Source organism: Schlesneria paludicola DSM 18645 (assembly GCF_000255655.1).
In the GTDB taxonomy this organism is placed as follows: Bacteria; Planctomycetota; Planctomycetia; order Planctomycetales; family Planctomycetaceae; genus Schlesneria; species Schlesneria paludicola.
Genome location: NZ_JH636435.1, coordinates 2,479,401 through 2,495,584 on the forward strand (window position 1 = coordinate 2,479,401; position 16,184 = coordinate 2,495,584).

A 16,184-nucleotide genomic window follows, 5' to 3' on the forward strand; every position below is an offset into this window, starting at 1 on the left:
CACGGCAAAAACCACTACTGAATCGCGGCAGTCATCGCAGCAAAGATGCGCGACGATGGGCGACGGAGTAGATTCTGATCGTCCGCAAAGGCGCTGATCGCTTCCATACGTGTCTCGCGGATTTGAAACGCGGCCTGCATCCCCGTATCCGCTATGGTGTCCAGAATTCCTGGCATCATTCGGCACAGGATGACTGTTCCGCCATACGTCGACATCGTCTCCGAAAATGCACGCAGCATCGCAAGTCCCCAATCATCGATCTGGCGAAGTGCCTTCATATCCAGCACGACTTGAATCGGGTCACTCGTCAGCTTTAGAAATTCGACCAACTCAAACAGGTCATCAGAGACACGCTCGAAATTCGATCCCACCACGCCAGAAACGGTGAAACTGACCACCGTGACTTCGCGAACCTGCTCCAGATAAAACGATTGATGAGTGACCAAGGTCATTTCTGAACCTCCCGGAAACGTTGTGAGGGCTGTCGTACGGAAATCGTCAGAGAAACGTCCGCTGGTGCAATTCGTTCGTGAACGGCCCACTCGGCCAGTTGTCCCACAAACCGCGAATGAGCGATCGCCGAAACGCGCAAGCGACCATCAAAGCCCTGACTCACATTCAGATCGTGCAATCGACCAAATGTCCGATCACGAATGTGACTCATCAGTTCGTGAATCACGACAGGCGATTCATGCAGTGCAGACGACGTGCGGAGTGATGACATAGCCGACCTTTGAAGATCGCGGGACCGTGTTGCGGTGTGGAATGGAGCAATCCGTTGAAGCGACAACGTAACCCGGGAATGTGAACCGATGAGGAAGCGCCGGTGAAAAGGTGGAGAAGTTAGTGCGGCTCTGGAAGAAATCCACGTGCGAATCTCGCCAGAACTCAACCGACGCCGTCGAACCGAAACAACCAGCGCATTGCCATAGACCATCTGGCATCAACACCTTACGACGAAGCAACCAAGAACCACACCTAACCGCCGCGTGTCATTCCGTCTTGACCACTTTGACGCAGACTGATACGAAACCCGGCTCGCAAAACCCAGTCCCCTTTGAATCACCGGCTGAGACCGTTTCCATGCGACAGTGCCTCGTTTTGGCATGGCTGCTCGGCCTTTGTTCGGCGGCCGATGCGACCGACGACGATCTCGAAGGGGTCGTCCGCGCCACTTCGTTTCGTCGCTCGTCATTCGACGGTCTGAAGCCCATCGCGAACAACGCCACATTTCAGTTGACAACAAATGTCGCAGCGGACGATCAGCTGGTCCGATTCGTCGCGTCGACACAGGATGAGGAATCGGGAGCCGTTCGCCGCTTCGCAGAGGCTGGTTCCAGTCAATTTTCCGCCCCCGCACCGATCGATGACGGGGTCGTTGAACAGATTTTTCCACCGCGAGCTGCGGATCCTCCGCGAACATTCTCTACCGAAGCCATACCGCTCGACAATGCACCGCGCCAGTTCGATGTGGCTTCTGAACAGGACGAAAACAAGAAACTTGCCGCGAACCGCACATCATTTGGCTGGATCGCTGGCTCGAATGATCAATTGGGAATGCTGGAGCTCGACTTTGAACCGCTCTCGCGAACACGTTTCGTCCCACCCAATCCACGCACATTTTCGATCGATACGACGTTTGGCGCGAAGTGGCTGAACGGCCCAAGCACCACGGATTTGCCACCACAACTCTTCGACATCCTGATCAATCTGGGGACGACGCATCGCATCAGCCGTCGAACCATCGTTGATGCGATGCTTTCCCCCGGTTGGTACACCGACTTCTCCAATAAGGGAATTGAAGCGTTTCGCTTGCCGTGGCACGTCATTTCGTACTCCCAAACGTTTGACAGCTGCCAGACCGTACTCGGTGTCACCGACCTGGCACGAGATGACATCCATTTGCTTCCCGTCGTCGGTCTGATCTTTGCCACCCCTGAAAGCGACCTGCGGCTGGATCTCGTCTTTCCCAAACCTCGCGTCGCCTGGCGTTGCTATCGCGGAGGAAAGGATGAAGGTTGGCTCTACATGGGCGGCGAACTGGGAGGCGGCTCGTGGGCGATCAGCCGTGCCGACCGTTCATACGATGTCGTCACCTACCGCGACTACCGACTGACAACGGGTTTTGAAGCGCGATCGAGCAAGGGGCACGCCACGCGTGTCGAAGCCGGCTGGGTCTTCAACAGGTCGGTCAGCTACCGCTCAGAGATCGGCAACTATTCGCCCACCGACAGTCTGATGATTCGAATCTCATCGGACTATTGATGGATGATTCAAGGCCACTCCGCGAAGCACAGTTGAACAGACTTGGCACACACCAGCGGTGACCAACGATTGGAACGGGGGACGACCGGGCGCCTTGGGATTCGCAATGTCATCGCGTTGCCGAATCCGTGCGAAACCAGTCCTAGTGCTTCCAATAAGCGGTTAGGGAGCAACCAGATACCCTGCGGCCACTTGCTGGAATTCTTCGATTTGCCGACGCTGCCAGGCGTCATCCTGCTGCAATTCTTTCGCCATGATCTCGGCCACGATCGGCGCCATTTCCAGGGCGGCTCGAGCATTCAAAAAGAGAGCACGAGTACGTCGTGCGAGGACATCTTCAACCGTTCGTGCCATTTCATGACGAACGGCCCAAACCACTTCCGCAAGGATGTAGGGAAGGGCGGGATGCAATTGAGCCGCTAGCCGTGAATCAGACTTTGCCAGCAGCGCAATCAGTTCCGCATCGGTTCCATAGACGGCCAGGTGACTCGCATACTCTCCGGCCGGCCGAGCTCCGTTTCGGTCCGATCCGTGAATCGACAACGCCTTTGTCACACACGGCCGATCCTCAAGCTGCGCCAGTGTGGCAGCATGATTGACGCAGTCTTCAGCCATATTGCGATAAGTTGTCCATTTCCCCCCTGCAATCGTCAATAGCCCCGAACTATCGATGTGGATCGTGTGGTCGCGCGACAGCTTTGCCGTACTTTTGGCGTCGCCACTGCGAACGAGGGGACGAATGCCGACAAAGACACTCAGAATGTCGGCTCGCGTCGGCGGCTTCTCCAGATAGCGGCCCGCAGTTTCGAGAATGAAGTTGATCTCATCCTCGGTGGCACGCGGTTCGATCGGAGTATCGGGAATCGCGACATCGGTGGTTCCAACAACCGTGTGATCGTGCCAGGGGATCGCAAACATCACGCGCCCATCGGGCGTGTGCGGAACCATAATGGCGCTGTCGCTCCGCAGAAATGATCGATCAAAAACCAGATGAATTCCCTGACTGGGTGCGATCAAGGCGGCGGCATCAGGATCGGCCATCCGCCGCACGCGATCGCAAAACGCCCCCGTCGCGTTGACCACCGCGCGCGCCGAGACTTCGAACTCGGCGTTCCCTTCGCAGTCCCGGACGCGAACGCCATTCACAAATCCATCGTCGTCACGCCTTAAGTCAACGACTTCCGCATAATTCACGAGAGTCGCGCCTTGCTCGACGGCCGTTGTCACCAGATTGATCAGCAACCGAGAGTCATCGAACTGACCGTCGTAGTAAACAACGCCCCCTTTCAGACCTTCCGTTTTGATCGTTGGCAATCGTGTCAAGATCTCGTCACGCGACAACACCGTCGTGGGGCCGAATCGATATCGCCCCGACAACATGTTGTAAACCTTCAGACCGAACCCATAGAAAGGCGATTCCCACCAGGTGTAGCTGGGGACAACGAACGCCAGATCATGGACCAGATGCGGGGCGTTCTTGCGAAGCAATCCGCGTTCTTTGAGAGCTTCCATGACCAGCGAGATGTTACCCTGTTCGAGATAGCGAACGCCCCCGTGCACCAGCTTGGTGCTACGGCTCGAAGTCCCTTTGCCGAAATCGTATTGCTCGACGAGTAGCACATCATAACCGCGCGAGGCGGCATCAACAGCAACGCCGACTCCCGTCGCTCCACCGCCGATAACGACAAGATCCCAGGGCGTCTTTCGATTCGTCGCTCGCGCGAGCATCTCGGTTCGGCTCATCATGATTCACCGCCTTCCCAACCCTGACATCGGGTGACGGCCCGCCGCCAACGCTCGCGAGACTCGGCCACTTGCGACGCCGCCAATTGCGGTTCGAAACGTTTGTCGATTTGTTCGAGTTCCGCCAATTGAGGCAGACCGGTCCAGACCCCCACCGCCAGTCCGGCGAGAAAGGCAGCCCCCTGTGCCGTGATCTCACTACTGGACGGGCGGATCAGAGGCACCCCCAACAGATCCGCCTGGAATTGCATCAGCAGGTCATCGCGAGTCGCACCGCCGTCCACTCGCATTTCATGCAATCGAACCCCAGAATCACGCTGCATCGCTTCCGCCAGATCGGCAACCTGATGGGCAATCGACTCAACCGCAGCCCGCGCCACGTGCGCCGCTGTTGACCCGCGAGTCAGTCCGATAATCATCCCCCGTGCATTCGCATCCCAGTAAGGAGCGCCAAGCCCGGCGAACGCAGGTACGAACGTCACTCCACCACTGTCTGGAACAGAACTCGCAAGCGCCTGAACATCGACCGACGATTCAATGACGCCCAGTCCATCGCGCAGCCACTGCACAACCGCCCCGCCGATAAATACGCTTCCCTCAAGCGCGTAGCCAATTTGGCCGCTTGAGGTCGCGGCAATCGTGGTAATCAAGCGATTCTTTGACGCGACGGCCACCTCGCCGGTGTGCTGCAGCATGAAGCATCCCGTGCCGTACGTCGTCTTTGTCTCACCGCGTTTTAGACAGAGTTGTCCAAACAAGGCTCCTTGTTGATCACCGGCGATCCCCGCGATGGGAATCGCCGAACCGAACAGTTGCGGAACAGCTTCTCCCACAACTTCAGACGACCCGCAGACATCCGGCAACAGCCCACGCGGAATCCGGAAAAGCGTCAGAAGTTCATCGTCCCACTGGCGCGTATGGATATTGAAGAGCAGTGTTCGCGACGCATTCGTCAGGTCGGTGACATGCCGTGTGCCGTTCGTCATTTTCCAGATCAGCCAACTATCAATCGTGCCGAAGGCCAATCGCCCAGCCTCCGCCCGCTTTCGAGCATCCGGAACATGATCCAGAATCCAGGCAATTTTCGTGGCCGAGAAGTACGCGTCGAGCACCAGTCCCGTTCTCTCTTGAATTACCTTGTCAGCCCCTTGTTTCCTTAGCACGTCACAGGCATCCGCCGTCCGACGATCCTGCCAGACGATGGCGTGGCAGATCGGATGCCCCGTGTCCCGATCCCAGACGACCGTCGTTTCACGCTGGTTCGAGATCCCAATCGCGGCAATGTCGCGCGCATTCAGTTTTGTCTGCTCAAGCACCCCCTTGGCGACTGCCAATTGATTCGTCCAAATCTCCTCGGCATCGTGTTCAACCCACCCTGGCTTGGGGAAATGTTGAGTGAACTCTTTCTGCGCGATGCCGAGAACGACACCTGCCTGGTCAAACACAACCGCGCGACAACTGGTTGTACCTTCGTCGAGCGCAAGCACGAATGGCATGGCAATCTCCAGCCGAAAACAACGGTCATAATTCGGGATGATGAGATGATACAGCACGCCGATGATTCACCGAAATGGTGAATCATTTAATTGAATGAAGATCGCAGACCCGAGAATCGCGAGGCACGGACAAACGGCCGCAAAAGAAATCTTTCGTCATGGCACACCCCGCACCGAAGTCAATCATTTGTCCCAGAGACATCGAGTTCGCTAGTGTATGGCACTTCCATTCCGAGTTGCCGCGGACACCGTCAGTCGCCCGAGTTCCCACGTCCGCCGCTTTCGCCCCCGCAGCGCCCCAATCCTGTCTGGACGCATCAGATGAACTCATTCGCGGAGTATCGCTTTTCCATCCTGCTCGTCGCGATGGTTGTGCTGAACATCACGCGCACGGCGTCCGTGGGAGTGATTGATCACCCACTGTTCCTCAACCTCATTGGCATGGGTGTGCTCGTCTTCGCCATTTCTGCCTTGAGTTTTGAACCCCGATCACGCGCCATCTCGCTCATTCTCGGCGTGCCCGCCATTGGCTTGACGCTTTTTCGCAACTTCTTCACAGGAAACACGGAACTGCTTGTGTCAAACCTGGGACGCATCATCGGAATCGTATTTCTCGTGTTCACGATCGCCGTGATCTTGCGAACCCTCATCACACAACCAACCGTAACGCGAGACAGCATTGCGGGGGCGTTCTGCGGCTACACATTGATCGGAGTGGCCTTCGCCGAGGCGTATTGCCTGCTGGAAACACTCGCTCCAGGATCGTTCCAAGTTGGCAACCTGAAGTCCGACTGGACGCATGACCCTGTTTCGCGCTGGTATATGCTTGAGTACTTCAGCTTTACGACCATGACGACTCTCGGGTTTGGCGATGTCTTGCCCGCGTCCCCAATCGCGCGCTGCCTGACCGTATGGGAAGCCATCTGTGGCCAGTTCTACCTTGCGGTTCTCGTTGCTGGTCTGGTCAACCTGCGCGGATCACGCATGGTCTCGTCTCTCGATTCCGGCAGCGAACGTCTGAAAACTCGCTAACACCGCTACCACCGGACGTCGACGAGCGGAACCACAGAATCACCGCCGTAGACTGCACAAAAGAATTGAGTTCGCGATCTCTCAAACTAGATAGTCATTAGGTCACGTGAAATCGTGGCGACATCGACCATCAGGCCAGAGAACGCCGCACAGGCGTATACCGAATCTTCGACAAGATTCCGGCCTAACAGTTTGCTGAAATCACGGAGACTGGCTCCGAACAAGAACGTCAGGCATCGCGAAGACCAAGGTGCCTCTGCCTCTCTCTTGATTTCAACAGTCTGCGAATGCAACCCGCGACGACTCAATCCCCCCCCACTGTCTTGATTCTGGATTCCCAACAGATGTGGCTTACCAGTTCGACCTTTTCCCCACTCCTCCCGTGGTGTCTGGTCGCCCTGTGGATTATTCAGTTGAGCCTGGTACTCGCGGGGTTCCGACACCGAAAATTCCTGAAGGCCAATTCGTCACTCAAATCAGCCCGCCTTCCACGGCTGTCGGTCCTCGTCGCAGCACGCAATGAGGAAGACTGCATTGAGAAGTGCGTACGATCATTGTGCCTGCAAAACTATCCTGATTTTGAAGTGATCGCGATCAATGATCGCAGCACGGATGCGACGGGGCAGATTCTCGATCGCCTTGAACGCGAGTTCGCCGGACGGCTACGCGTGATTCGTGTGCCGTCATTGCCCGAGGGCTGGTTCGGGAAGACACACGCCATGCATCTCGGAATGCAGTTCGCACAAGGGGAATGGTTCTGCTTTACCGACGCCGATTGCGAACAGACGTCGGATCAGACACTGACCGTAGCCGTCAGTGAAGCGATTGATCAGGGCGCGGATATGCTCACGTTGACACCGCAGTTCACCATGACGTCGATTTGGGAAAAGCTCACTGTTCCCGTCTGTTCGTGGCTGATGATGGTTTGGTTCCAACCTGGTCGTGTCAACAACCCGGCGGTCGCGACGGCATATGCCAACGGCGCATTCATGTTGATGAATCGCGTCTGCTTTGATCGAGTCGGTGGATGGGCCAGCGTTCGCACGCAGATCGGTGAAGACGTTGCCATTGCACGAATTGCGAAGTCGAATGGCTGCCGCCTGCTCGTCATGCAAAGTGATGGCTTGTTCCAAACGCGCATGTACGATTCCATTCGGGCCTCCTGGAACGGTTGGTCGCGGATTTTCTATGGAACGCTGTCTCCCACAGTCATCGCTGTTTCCATTGCGAGACTGCTGCTCTTATCGATGATCCCAACTTGGATTCTGGCATCTTCGCTCATCGGCAATTTCCTTCAGCCGCCTGACACGCAGGTGGTCTGGAACGCCGGGCTTACGGGGCTCTGTGTCATTGTCGCGTTCCAACAGATTCAGGCGGCAATCGCCTTCCGAGCAACAGGCAGCCGACTGTTGTGGTCGCTGACGATTCCCATTGGCCATGTGATTATGGTCGCCATGCTGTTTCGAGCGATGCTCAATCATGCCGGACTGGCACGACTCCAATGGCGGGGAACGGTGTTCCATCGCGGACAGATCGTACGGCCTGCGTTTGCGATGTGGACGGAAAAGAACCTGTCGTAGCCATCAATCCGCGCGAGTGCCTTCGAACAGAACCGGTTTGCGACCCGCGTCCAGCAACTTGTCGACCGTTTGGCAGATCTGGGGCAAGAAGCCGCGTCCAACATCCAGCGGATGGAGTGCAAGACACGGAATCGCAGCGCGCTGTAATCGGTACTGCAGTTCTCCCAGCCAGTACCCGGCGTGATTCAAAACTGGGCGTGGAGAAACGTCCCAGCACCAGGTCGCCAACCGCTCGGCAGTTCCATCCGCACGAACGAGTTTTCGGTAGCCGATCGTGTAGTCAATTCCGTGTCGTGCCAACCTCTGTGGACTGGCATGTCCCACTTGAAACGTCGGGGCAATGAATCCTTTGGCGCGAGATCCCAGCCAGCGCTGCATTTCTGCCTGACCATCGCTCAAACGCTGGTCTGTTTCTTCCGGGGTCAGCCCGTTCATTTCGTCCAAACCCGCGGCGACACGCGAGACGAGACCACGTCCTCGCGCTCGCGTGTGCGTGAATCCATGCAGCAACAGGTTGCCGAAACGGGCTTGAATCCTGGAAAGAAAAGGCCGGTCGCGTTCCGTTAACGGTTCCCCGCCCCAGCAAGGCACCACGGCACCAGCGATTGCCGTTCCGATTCGTGGCGACAGCGTCTCGACGAAGAGATCGACTTCCTTCTCAAATCGTGGAGTGACATCGTGCAGGACGACACTAAAAACCTGAGTGGAATCGAATGACACAGGAACGCCGCCAGTTTTCACGTCATCCCTTTTCACGTTCGCGAATCACGGATTCCACATCCGTCAGTCTCTGAAAAAACAAAGATGACGACGATTCATCCCCAGACATCATCCCTCAAATCGGCAATCGGTTTGCAACTTCAAAAGGCATTTTCAGAATCCCGCGGCGCGCAGCCCAACGAGCCTGCGCGCAATGTTCAACCTGTCTGCACAGCCGTCACTACAGCTGAAATTGTGAGACGTTCATGTTCTGGTAACCGGTCCGCGCCCACTCTTCAATCCCCATGAACGCGTCGATCATCATGTGCAGCAGGACTTGATGCGCACATTCGACAATTCCATAGGTCCGGCCCGGGACATAAAAGTTCACATCGCCCGACTTGCGGCTGGAATTGTCTGGTTTCAAACCAGACAGCGTGATGACCTTCATCCCAATCTCACGGGCCTTCGTGATCGCGCGCAACACGTTCTCGGAATTTCCCGAGCTGCTGATCGTCACGACCAGATCACCCGCTCGCGCGTATCGATCCAAAAAGGTCGCGAACGAATCCTGGTACGAAATGTCATTCGCGAGCGCCGTCAGCAAGACGGCACTCGACGGATTCAGCGAACGTACGCCCCCGTTTTTCGTCCAGTCCAGAGCCATATGCTCAGCGAACGCGGCACTGGCGCCGTTGCCCAGAAAGAACTGGGTTCCATTCGAGGCCTGAACGGCTTTCAGAATCTCAACCGACTGAGCCAGAGCGGTTTGCAGGTCCGTTTTCTCGGTGCCCAACGACGATTCCGTTTGCTCCAGAACGGACGACAATGACTGGAGATATTTCTGGCTGTACATCGGTCTGTGAATTCCTCGTGTCAAAAAGTAGGATGAGATGAAGTGGCGATCCGCAGTGTGGCGGAGATTGCCAAAAACGCAAGCGGTCACCGTGACGTTCCACAAACCTCGTTCGGGAAATCGCGCGAACGTCTGTTGGCGACTTTGGTCCGTCACATCAATGCCTCAAGACCGTCGCTTTGTCCTGTGGTTGTTCATACGCGAGCGAAGCACACTAGTCTGTCACGTTTTCTCAACTGGATCAACCAGTTTCACGGACGACGTGCCGACAGATTGCGCAGAACGCCCGTTGCCGAATGCCAGCGATTGGCGTGGTAAGCGGTCCACGCTCATAATTGTGCGTCCCCATTGATTCCACGTTCTTCAGAAAATGTCGTTCATGTCACATGCAGGCGCCATGCGATCGCCACTTCAGATCCTCACGATCATCGCATTCGGCGTGTTCGGATGCAGTCAGGATTCAAAGGGACACACGGACGAGGCCAATACCGTTGCGATGATTCAGAAGTTGGGCGGAAAAGTGGAATACGACGGCCCAGGGCCTGATCGGCGCGTGACGAAAGTCTATCTGCATCGCACTTCGGTCCAGGACAGCGATCTAACGGCATTGAAGACGCTTCCCAAACTCAGAAATCTGTTCTTGGGCAAGACCAAGATTTCGGACGAGGGACTCGCACACCTCAGCAGCATCACCGAATTGCAGACGTTAAGTTTGAACTCGACACAAAGCACCGACGCGGGCCTCAAATCGCTTCGAACGCTGACTCAGCTCAAGACCCTGAATCTGCAGGAAACCGCGACAACAACAACGGGAATTGCATCCCTGCGTAAAGCGCTGCCCCAAACCACGATCGCTCGATAGTCGACACGTGAGCGGCAATGAGACACAAGAAAATTGTGGAATGTCGGCCCGCGGCTTGCTACTGTCGGCGCCTCAGCGATCGCACCGAATGCACTTCCACGAGTTCCATCCCGTTCGACACAGACCCCAGAAGGCATCCATCAAAGGACTCGCCATGCCCCGTGCCTTGCAACGTGTCGCGAATCGCAAGCGCGCGTTCACTCTGATCGAATTGCTGTGCGTGATCGCCATCATCGCCGTCTTGATTGCGTTACTGCTCCCTGCCGTTCAACAGGCACGCGAGGCCGCCCGGCGGACAACGTGCCGCAACAACCTCAAGCAAATCGGTCTGGCACTGCACAACTACGTCGGTTCGTTCACGACGTTTCCCCCCGGCAGCACGAGCATCATTGATTATGGTGTCTGGAGCTCGAATCCCAGCCAGTATCATCTGCACAGTTGGGCCAGCCTGATTTTGCCGTACCTCGATCAGGCAAATCTGCAGAATCAGGTGAACTACAATCTTTCGGCTCTCGACCCGCAAAATGTCACCGCCGCCTCGAAAAAGATCGCCAGCTATCGATGTCCGACCTACGTCGGCAATGACTATTCTCAAGACCCGCTCTACGTCGCATTGTCACCGACGTACGCCTTGCGAAACTATGTGGCCATTGGATCAACGACCGTTGGTAATCTGTGGAAAAGTCCTGACGGCGTGATTTACGCCCAGTCAAAAACCCGTATGGCAGACATCACCGATGGAACGTCATCGACTGTGCTGGTCGCAGAAACGCGCGAAGAAAATGCCGCTGTCTGGATCGATGGCGGCACCGCCGCATTAACATCGCGACGATACGACGATAGCAATGCCCCCAGCTATGCCGCCCCCGAAATCGCCATCAACTATACGCCGTACTACAACGCGGCGGGGCAGGGGATCGATTGCCTGTGGGCCGCTTCCAGCCAGCACTTCGGCGGAGCCCACCACCTGTTCGGAGACGGCAGCGTGCGTTACCTGTCTCAGAATTTGAGTGCGGTCGTCTACGACGGTCTGGTCACCCGCGCCGGTGGCGAGATCGTGTCCGACAGCTCCTATTGAACACGACAGCGCCGACACTCGCACTTCGTTCGATGGTCCTTCTTGCTCTCGTGACTCCTCCTTGCTCTCGTCACCATGGAACACGAGCCACAACGCTCACGCCTCATGCTCCAATGAATGGAATCCACTTCCGGTTCTCGTCGAACCAGCGTCGTAAGGCCGACGACGCAGGTTCAGCGGCGAGAGACAATTCGTCACCACGGACGAAACGCATCCGCAGCCCCCACGTCGCGCGAGACAGAATCTGACTGCGGGGTCCCGCCTCTTCGCGAACGATCGTCGAAACACGAAGAATCTCGTGATTGCCACGAGCGAATGACAAGGTTGACTTGGATTTGGCCGGAACGACCGTCGTCGTCGGACTCAGCACTTGCCGGCCATCGCCTTCAACGGAAATCCCCGGCACCGCCTGATCGCGAATCGGATAAGCGACCACCGACGTTTCGAACGTGACAGGTTCCGCCCGATTGTTTACCAGCAAGACTTCATTCTTACTTTGCTCGTACACGAAGACACTGACCATCACCGTCATCGTGATCGTGACCGCAAAGATCAGTCGTCGAACGCGCCGCTTGGCAATCTGCTGTGTCGGGGTCAAAAGTTGCTGTGGCTTCATGAACTTTCTTCTACCGTCTGTCGGGCCGAAAGAGGATTCTCCAACGGAATCTTAGCAGCGTTCGTTCGGATGGCAAAAGCCCCCGCGTGTGCCAAGCGGTGAAGAGTCGAACGAACGCCATCCGGACAATTTCCTGGCGAACGCGCGGCGCGTGGACGATTCGCGGTGGATCACTTTTTGTCGGAAGTTCCCTCATCGCTGATTTCCCCGTTCGCATATCGCTCCGCCAATCGACGCAAGCGATTCAACGAAACACGAGGTGACGAGTTATCGACCGGTTTTCCCAATCCCTCCATGTGCGCAATCATGGCGATGAGACGATCATCAGTCAGCTTTAAGGCAGCGTTTGCTAAATACGTGACCTCGCGTCGATTTTCAGACTTAAAGATCAATTCGAGAGACTCGCCGTCACGCACAGGCCCTCGATCGGTGGGAACCGCGAGAGACCATCTCCAGAAATGTCCATCATCAAGATGCGTTTGCAGCGGAATCAATTCGCACTTTCGATCTCCAGATGTCGTCAGCTTCAGCAACGCTTCTGGCGGCACGGGATCTTCGATCTGGTCCAACGGATCTTGATCATTCACCTCACGACACCAGCAAACCAGAATCGCTCGATCACCAATCGCGAACGGATATCGCAATGAAACTCGTTCATTCTGGTTACTTCCTGACGCAATCACAAAACTAGCGGGCGGACTCTCGATTTTGTTGACACGAAATCCATCAGGCACAACAAAAGGAAAGCGATCGGCGGGTGGATCGGCATTAAACTCGATCGTCTCGAATTTGATCATCAGCCGCTCCCGGCCGGTCTTGTCCGTGCTGTAAACGACAGATTGAACGGGCAATCCCATTTCCTCGCTCAACCAGATCACCGTGCGCGATGGTTTGCCCTCGCTCTTTTCAACCCACTCATATTTGGCCGTCTTCTGACCACGAATCGACTCGACACCGACGAACCGATAGTTGGTTGTCGATCCGCGCATGATCTCATTCACCCATTGATTTTGCAGCAAATACTCAACATTCAGCTCTGTCGAAAGCGGATCAGCATCCCACAAGGTGACGACTTGCTCGTTGTCAGAAACAGAGAATGCCTGCCCCGCATCGGCCCCGACAATTCCGTTTTTGACACGGACACCCTGACCATCATGTTCCGTACCCGACCATGTGTGAAAGTAGCGAGAAGACCGCTCGCCATAACCCTCCATCGGATACGATTGCTCGACCTCCTGTCCCCCGACATCGAACGTCTGGTACATGACGCCTTTGTAGTACAAGCTACGAACTTGCAGCATCCGATCCTGTACCCCGTCGAGTGCGAAGACCGGCCGGTGGTTGAAGTCGCCAGCGACAAACCACGCCGCAAACGCCACTGCAACACAGGCGGACATGGCCGCCGTGATCCAAATCGACCGCTGCGCCGTTTTCGCCGCGTGATCTGAAATCATCGCGTGACCTGGAAGCACTGCGAGAAGTTCGTTTCGCAGTCGATCGTGATCGGCTCTGAATACGCCATGCGCCTTGCGCAGGTCATCATCCGTCGGTAACTGATTCATGGAATCGCCTCCTGTTCGTTCGACAGAATTCGGGCCAGGCGTTCGCGCGCTCGAGCCAGGATCTTATAAAATGCGGAATAGGACAGGCCGAGAACTCGCTGGGCCACGGCAATAGGCTGTTCCTGCAAATAATGCAGATGCAGCGCCAACCGCTCGCGCTCGGGAAGCTGTGCAATCGCCAATCGAAGTGCCGTCACACTCTCCTCGGCTCGGTTTTCAGGGTCGGATATCACCTCCATCGGTTCCGCTGAGAACCGATGCCTGTCGCGGAGACGCGACCGACGCCACTCCTGAACGCAGTGACGCGCGACGGCGATCAGCCATGGACCGAATCGTTCACCGTTGCGAACCGTCGACAACTTCCCATAGGCCCGCAGAAACACATCCTGCGCCAAATCCTGAGCGAGGTTCATGTCATGTGTGACGTCATATGCCAATGCTCGGACGATCGGTGCATACCTGTCATACAAAAGCCCGAACGCTGCAGAGTCTCCCTCCACAGTTCTTCGTACCAGACTGGAATCGTCTTCCATTCCGAAATTCCCACCGTTGGCGACCGTTGTGTCTCGACAGAGAAGTGGCCGCTGCGCTCGAGTTGTCTCGTCAATTCTGCAAACTTCCTCAGAAATTTGGCAAACAGCGTTCTTGTCGGCCGCGGCGTTCAATTCTCAAGTCAAAATTGACGTACCGTCCGTCAGAATATCGCCCCTGTTGGCTGCGAAACGACGCTTCCTGATTTCCTCGTGTCGTGGAACAGATTAACATCTGGACACGGCATCATTCCGCTCCGGCCGCGTTCGAGTTCGTGCCTTCTCGAATCGAGTCACCACATGTTGAATTTGCTGGGAAACACCAAAACTCTCTGCACGGGCCTGTCACGGCGTGACTTGCTGCAGATTGGGGGACTCGGCACGTTCGGTATTGGTTTGCAGGATGTCTTGGGAAGAACGGGGCACACGACGCCTGGTCGCGTGCATGGCTCCAAGTTCGGCCAGGCGAAGTCGTGCATCCTGATCTATAAATATGGATCCCCGCCCCAGCACGAGACCTTCGATCCGAAACCTGAAGCGCCCGTCGAGGTTCAAGGGACCTTCCAGGCCATTCCGACCAACGTCCCCGGTGTCATCATCGGCGAACATCTGCCGAAAATCGCGACCATCATGGATCGCCTGACCGTCGTGCGATCGCTCTCGCATCCCTATCCATTGCACGGAACCGTCTACGCCACCACCGGCATTCCCGACGTCGACACCAAGATCGAGGCCCAACCGAGACATAAGCGGCAGTGGCCGTATCTCGGTTCCCTCGTCGATTACCTCGAAGACCAACGTCACGACGGCAAAAGGCCCGACATGCCGCGGAATGTCGCGATGCCATTTCCGATGGGCTCCAAAACCGAGTTGCCACCACTTGCCGGTCCCTACGGGGCCATGCTGGGGATGCGCTACGATCCGGTCTTTACGGATTTCCCTTACACGGGGACAGGTCCGTCTCCAGAGATCGGTACGAATAAAATTTTCAATGACCCACAGCAAGGGATTCGCCCCACCGAACGCCTGCAACTGTCCGGTGCCGAGGCAGACGAACGGACCTTGGCGCGACTGGGGCTGCGGCGTTCACTACTAGATCAATTCGACCAGGCTCGTCGAGCCCTCGATCACAACGAACGAACAAGTACCTATAGCTTGCAGCAGCAGATGGCGTTCTCGCTCGTGACATCCGGCAAAATGCACACGGCGATCGACTACACGCGCGAACCGAGCGAAGTTCGCGAAGCGTATGGCATGACGTTGTTCGGCCAGTCCTGCCTGGCCGCGCGACGATTGATCGAAGCGGGCACGAAATTCGTCACGGTATTTTGGGACGCCTACGGCCTGAATGCCGGGTCATGGGATACACACCACAATCACTTTGCCCGCCTGAAGGACTTTCTGCTACCGGTCTTTGATCAAACCTTCACCGCCTTGATTCTCGATCTCGAACAGCGCGGCCTGCTGGATGAAACATTGGTTCTCGTCCTCAGCGAACATGGCCGGACGCCCGAAATCGACAACAAGCCCCGTGGCGCGGGGCGCCACCATTGGTCCCGTGCCTATTCCCAAGTCTACGCAGGAGGCGGCATGGGACGCGGACAGGTCATCGGACGTACCGACAAATCGGCAGGCGACGTCGTCGAGAATCCCATTTCACCAAAAGACATTCTCGCAACGGCGTTGCACCTGCTGGGAATCGATCCAGAACGCACATTCCCCGATCCAGAAGGACGTCCAATGCCTCTGACCGGGACAGGCGTGTTTCGCCCCGAACTGCTGGGCTGAGCACATTGAAGACTGTCAAAGTTGAGATGGATAATTTTCTGCTTGACGCTCAGAGATTGGACAAATACGATTTCAGA

At 56.4% G+C, this 16,184-nt stretch carries 15 protein-coding genes; 6 read left to right on the plus strand and 9 right to left on the minus strand.

Annotation, left to right across the window (positions count from 1 at the left end; all coding sequences use genetic code 11):
- Window positions 1-14 precede the first annotated feature (14 nt).
- On the minus strand, window positions 15-452 hold the full coding sequence (locus OSO_RS0128320; RefSeq protein ID WP_010586357.1) for an STAS domain-containing protein: 438 nt from the start codon (window positions 450-452) through the stop codon (window positions 15-17).
- Window positions 449-724, minus strand: coding sequence for a hypothetical protein (locus OSO_RS0128325; RefSeq protein WP_010586358.1), 276 nt, complete (start codon window positions 722-724; stop codon window positions 449-451). The genes OSO_RS0128320 and OSO_RS0128325 overlap by 4 nt, the downstream gene beginning before the upstream one ends.
- Window positions 725-1,083: 359 nt before the next feature.
- On the opposite strand from OSO_RS0128325, the gene OSO_RS0128330 reads away from it, so the two are divergent.
- Window positions 1,084-2,265 carry a hypothetical protein gene (locus tag OSO_RS0128330; protein ID WP_010586359.1) on the plus strand — a complete coding sequence of 394 codons (1,182 nt, stop codon included), beginning with the start codon at window positions 1,084-1,086 and terminating at the stop codon, window positions 2,263-2,265.
- Between the two features lie 162 nt (window positions 2,266-2,427).
- On the opposite strand, the gene OSO_RS0128335 is transcribed toward OSO_RS0128330, so the two are convergent.
- Both OSO_RS0128335 and glpK read right to left on the minus strand, forming a co-directional pair.
- A complete protein-coding gene (locus OSO_RS0128335) occupies window positions 2,428-4,008 on the minus strand; it encodes a glycerol-3-phosphate dehydrogenase/oxidase (RefSeq protein WP_040592674.1) in 1,581 nt (526 codons plus the stop codon).
- Window positions 4,008-5,504, minus strand: a complete 1,497-nt coding sequence (gene glpK / locus OSO_RS0128340; protein ID WP_029247573.1) for a glycerol kinase GlpK — start codon at window positions 5,502-5,504, stop codon at window positions 4,008-4,010. The genes OSO_RS0128335 and glpK overlap by 1 nt, the downstream gene beginning before the upstream one ends.
- Window positions 5,505-5,825: 321 nt before the next feature.
- Here glpK and OSO_RS48700 point away from each other — a divergent pair, with 321 nt between their 5' ends.
- A complete protein-coding gene (locus tag OSO_RS48700; RefSeq protein WP_010586362.1) occupies window positions 5,826-6,536 on the plus strand; it encodes an ion channel in 711 nt (236 codons plus the stop codon).
- A 344-nt stretch (window positions 6,537-6,880) separates the two neighbouring features.
- Window positions 6,881-8,116, plus strand: coding sequence for a glycosyltransferase family 2 protein (locus OSO_RS48705; RefSeq protein ID WP_010586364.1), 1,236 nt, complete (start codon window positions 6,881-6,883; stop codon window positions 8,114-8,116).
- A 3-nt stretch (window positions 8,117-8,119) separates the two neighbouring features.
- Here OSO_RS48705 and OSO_RS0128360 read toward each other — a convergent pair whose 3' ends face one another.
- Together OSO_RS0128360 and OSO_RS48710 are read right to left on the minus strand one after the other, a co-directional pair.
- Window positions 8,120-8,836: a DUF2334 domain-containing protein gene (locus OSO_RS0128360; protein ID WP_157605497.1), complete on the minus strand. Its 717-nt coding sequence runs from the start codon at window positions 8,834-8,836 to the stop codon at window positions 8,120-8,122.
- A 220-nt stretch (window positions 8,837-9,056) separates the two neighbouring features.
- Complete coding sequence (locus OSO_RS48710) at window positions 9,057-9,671, minus strand: SIS domain-containing protein (protein ID WP_010586366.1); 615 nt, start codon at window positions 9,669-9,671, stop codon at window positions 9,057-9,059.
- Between the two features lie 379 nt (window positions 9,672-10,050).
- On the opposite strand from OSO_RS48710, the gene OSO_RS45500 reads away from it, so the two are divergent.
- Both OSO_RS45500 and OSO_RS0128380 read left to right on the plus strand, forming a co-directional pair.
- Window positions 10,051-10,533 carry a leucine-rich repeat domain-containing protein gene (locus tag OSO_RS45500; RefSeq protein WP_157605498.1) on the plus strand — a complete coding sequence of 161 codons (483 nt, stop codon included), beginning with the start codon at window positions 10,051-10,053 and terminating at the stop codon, window positions 10,531-10,533.
- A gap of 154 nt (window positions 10,534-10,687) precedes the next feature.
- The gene (locus OSO_RS0128380) at window positions 10,688-11,611 is read left to right on the plus strand and encodes a DUF1559 family PulG-like putative transporter (protein WP_040593333.1); all 924 of its coding nucleotides are present in this window, start codon (window positions 10,688-10,690) and stop codon (window positions 11,609-11,611) included.
- A gap of 103 nt (window positions 11,612-11,714) precedes the next feature.
- On the opposite strand, the gene OSO_RS0128385 is transcribed toward OSO_RS0128380, so the two are convergent.
- From OSO_RS0128385 to OSO_RS0128395, 3 genes are all read right to left on the minus strand, one after another.
- The gene (locus OSO_RS0128385) at window positions 11,715-12,227 is read right to left on the minus strand and encodes a hypothetical protein (RefSeq protein ID WP_010586370.1); all 513 of its coding nucleotides are present in this window, start codon (window positions 12,225-12,227) and stop codon (window positions 11,715-11,717) included.
- Window positions 12,228-12,397: 170 nt separating this feature from the next.
- On the minus strand, window positions 12,398-13,789 hold the full coding sequence (locus tag OSO_RS0128390; protein WP_010586371.1) for a LolA family protein: 1,392 nt from the start codon (window positions 13,787-13,789) through the stop codon (window positions 12,398-12,400).
- Complete coding sequence (locus tag OSO_RS0128395; RefSeq protein ID WP_010586372.1) at window positions 13,786-14,322, minus strand: RNA polymerase sigma factor; 537 nt, start codon at window positions 14,320-14,322, stop codon at window positions 13,786-13,788. Before OSO_RS0128395 ends, OSO_RS0128390 begins: the two co-directional genes overlap by 4 nt.
- 297 nt (window positions 14,323-14,619) lie before the next feature.
- Between OSO_RS0128395 and OSO_RS0128400 the strand changes: the two genes are divergently transcribed.
- Window positions 14,620-16,107, plus strand: a complete 1,488-nt coding sequence (locus OSO_RS0128400; RefSeq protein ID WP_010586373.1) for a DUF1501 domain-containing protein — start codon at window positions 14,620-14,622, stop codon at window positions 16,105-16,107.
- Window positions 16,108-16,184: the final 77 nt, after the last annotated feature.

What these genes read in the sequence shown, in the direction of transcription:
- OSO_RS0128320 (WP_010586357.1), bottom strand. Translation starts at nt 452, where the DNA reads ATGACCTTGGTCACTCATCAATCGTTTTATCTGGAGCAGGTTCGCGAA.
- OSO_RS0128325 (WP_010586358.1), bottom strand. Translation starts at nt 724, where the DNA reads ATGTCATCACTCCGCACGTCGTCTGCACTGCATGAATCGCCTGTCGTG.
- OSO_RS0128330 (WP_010586359.1), top strand. Translation starts at nt 1,084, where the DNA reads ATGCGACAGTGCCTCGTTTTGGCATGGCTGCTCGGCCTTTGTTCGGCG.
- OSO_RS0128335 (WP_040592674.1), bottom strand. Translation starts at nt 4,008, where the DNA reads ATGAGCCGAACCGAGATGCTCGCGCGAGCGACGAATCGAAAGACGCCC.
- glpK (WP_029247573.1), bottom strand. Translation starts at nt 5,504, where the DNA reads ATGCCATTCGTGCTTGCGCTCGACGAAGGTACAACCAGTTGTCGCGCG.
- OSO_RS48700 (WP_010586362.1), top strand. Translation starts at nt 5,826, where the DNA reads ATGAACTCATTCGCGGAGTATCGCTTTTCCATCCTGCTCGTCGCGATG.
- OSO_RS48705 (WP_010586364.1), top strand. Translation starts at nt 6,881, where the DNA reads ATGTGGCTTACCAGTTCGACCTTTTCCCCACTCCTCCCGTGGTGTCTG.
- OSO_RS48710 (WP_010586366.1), bottom strand. Translation starts at nt 9,671, where the DNA reads ATGTACAGCCAGAAATATCTCCAGTCATTGTCGTCCGTTCTGGAGCAA.
- OSO_RS45500 (WP_157605498.1), top strand. Translation starts at nt 10,051, where the DNA reads ATGTCACATGCAGGCGCCATGCGATCGCCACTTCAGATCCTCACGATC.
- OSO_RS0128380 (WP_040593333.1), top strand. Translation starts at nt 10,688, where the DNA reads ATGCCCCGTGCCTTGCAACGTGTCGCGAATCGCAAGCGCGCGTTCACT.
- OSO_RS0128385 (WP_010586370.1), bottom strand. Translation starts at nt 12,227, where the DNA reads ATGAAGCCACAGCAACTTTTGACCCCGACACAGCAGATTGCCAAGCGG.
- OSO_RS0128390 (WP_010586371.1), bottom strand. Translation starts at nt 13,789, where the DNA reads ATGAATCAGTTACCGACGGATGATGACCTGCGCAAGGCGCATGGCGTA.
- OSO_RS0128395 (WP_010586372.1), bottom strand. Translation starts at nt 14,322, where the DNA reads ATGGAAGACGATTCCAGTCTGGTACGAAGAACTGTGGAGGGAGACTCT.
- OSO_RS0128400 (WP_010586373.1), top strand. Translation starts at nt 14,620, where the DNA reads ATGTTGAATTTGCTGGGAAACACCAAAACTCTCTGCACGGGCCTGTCA.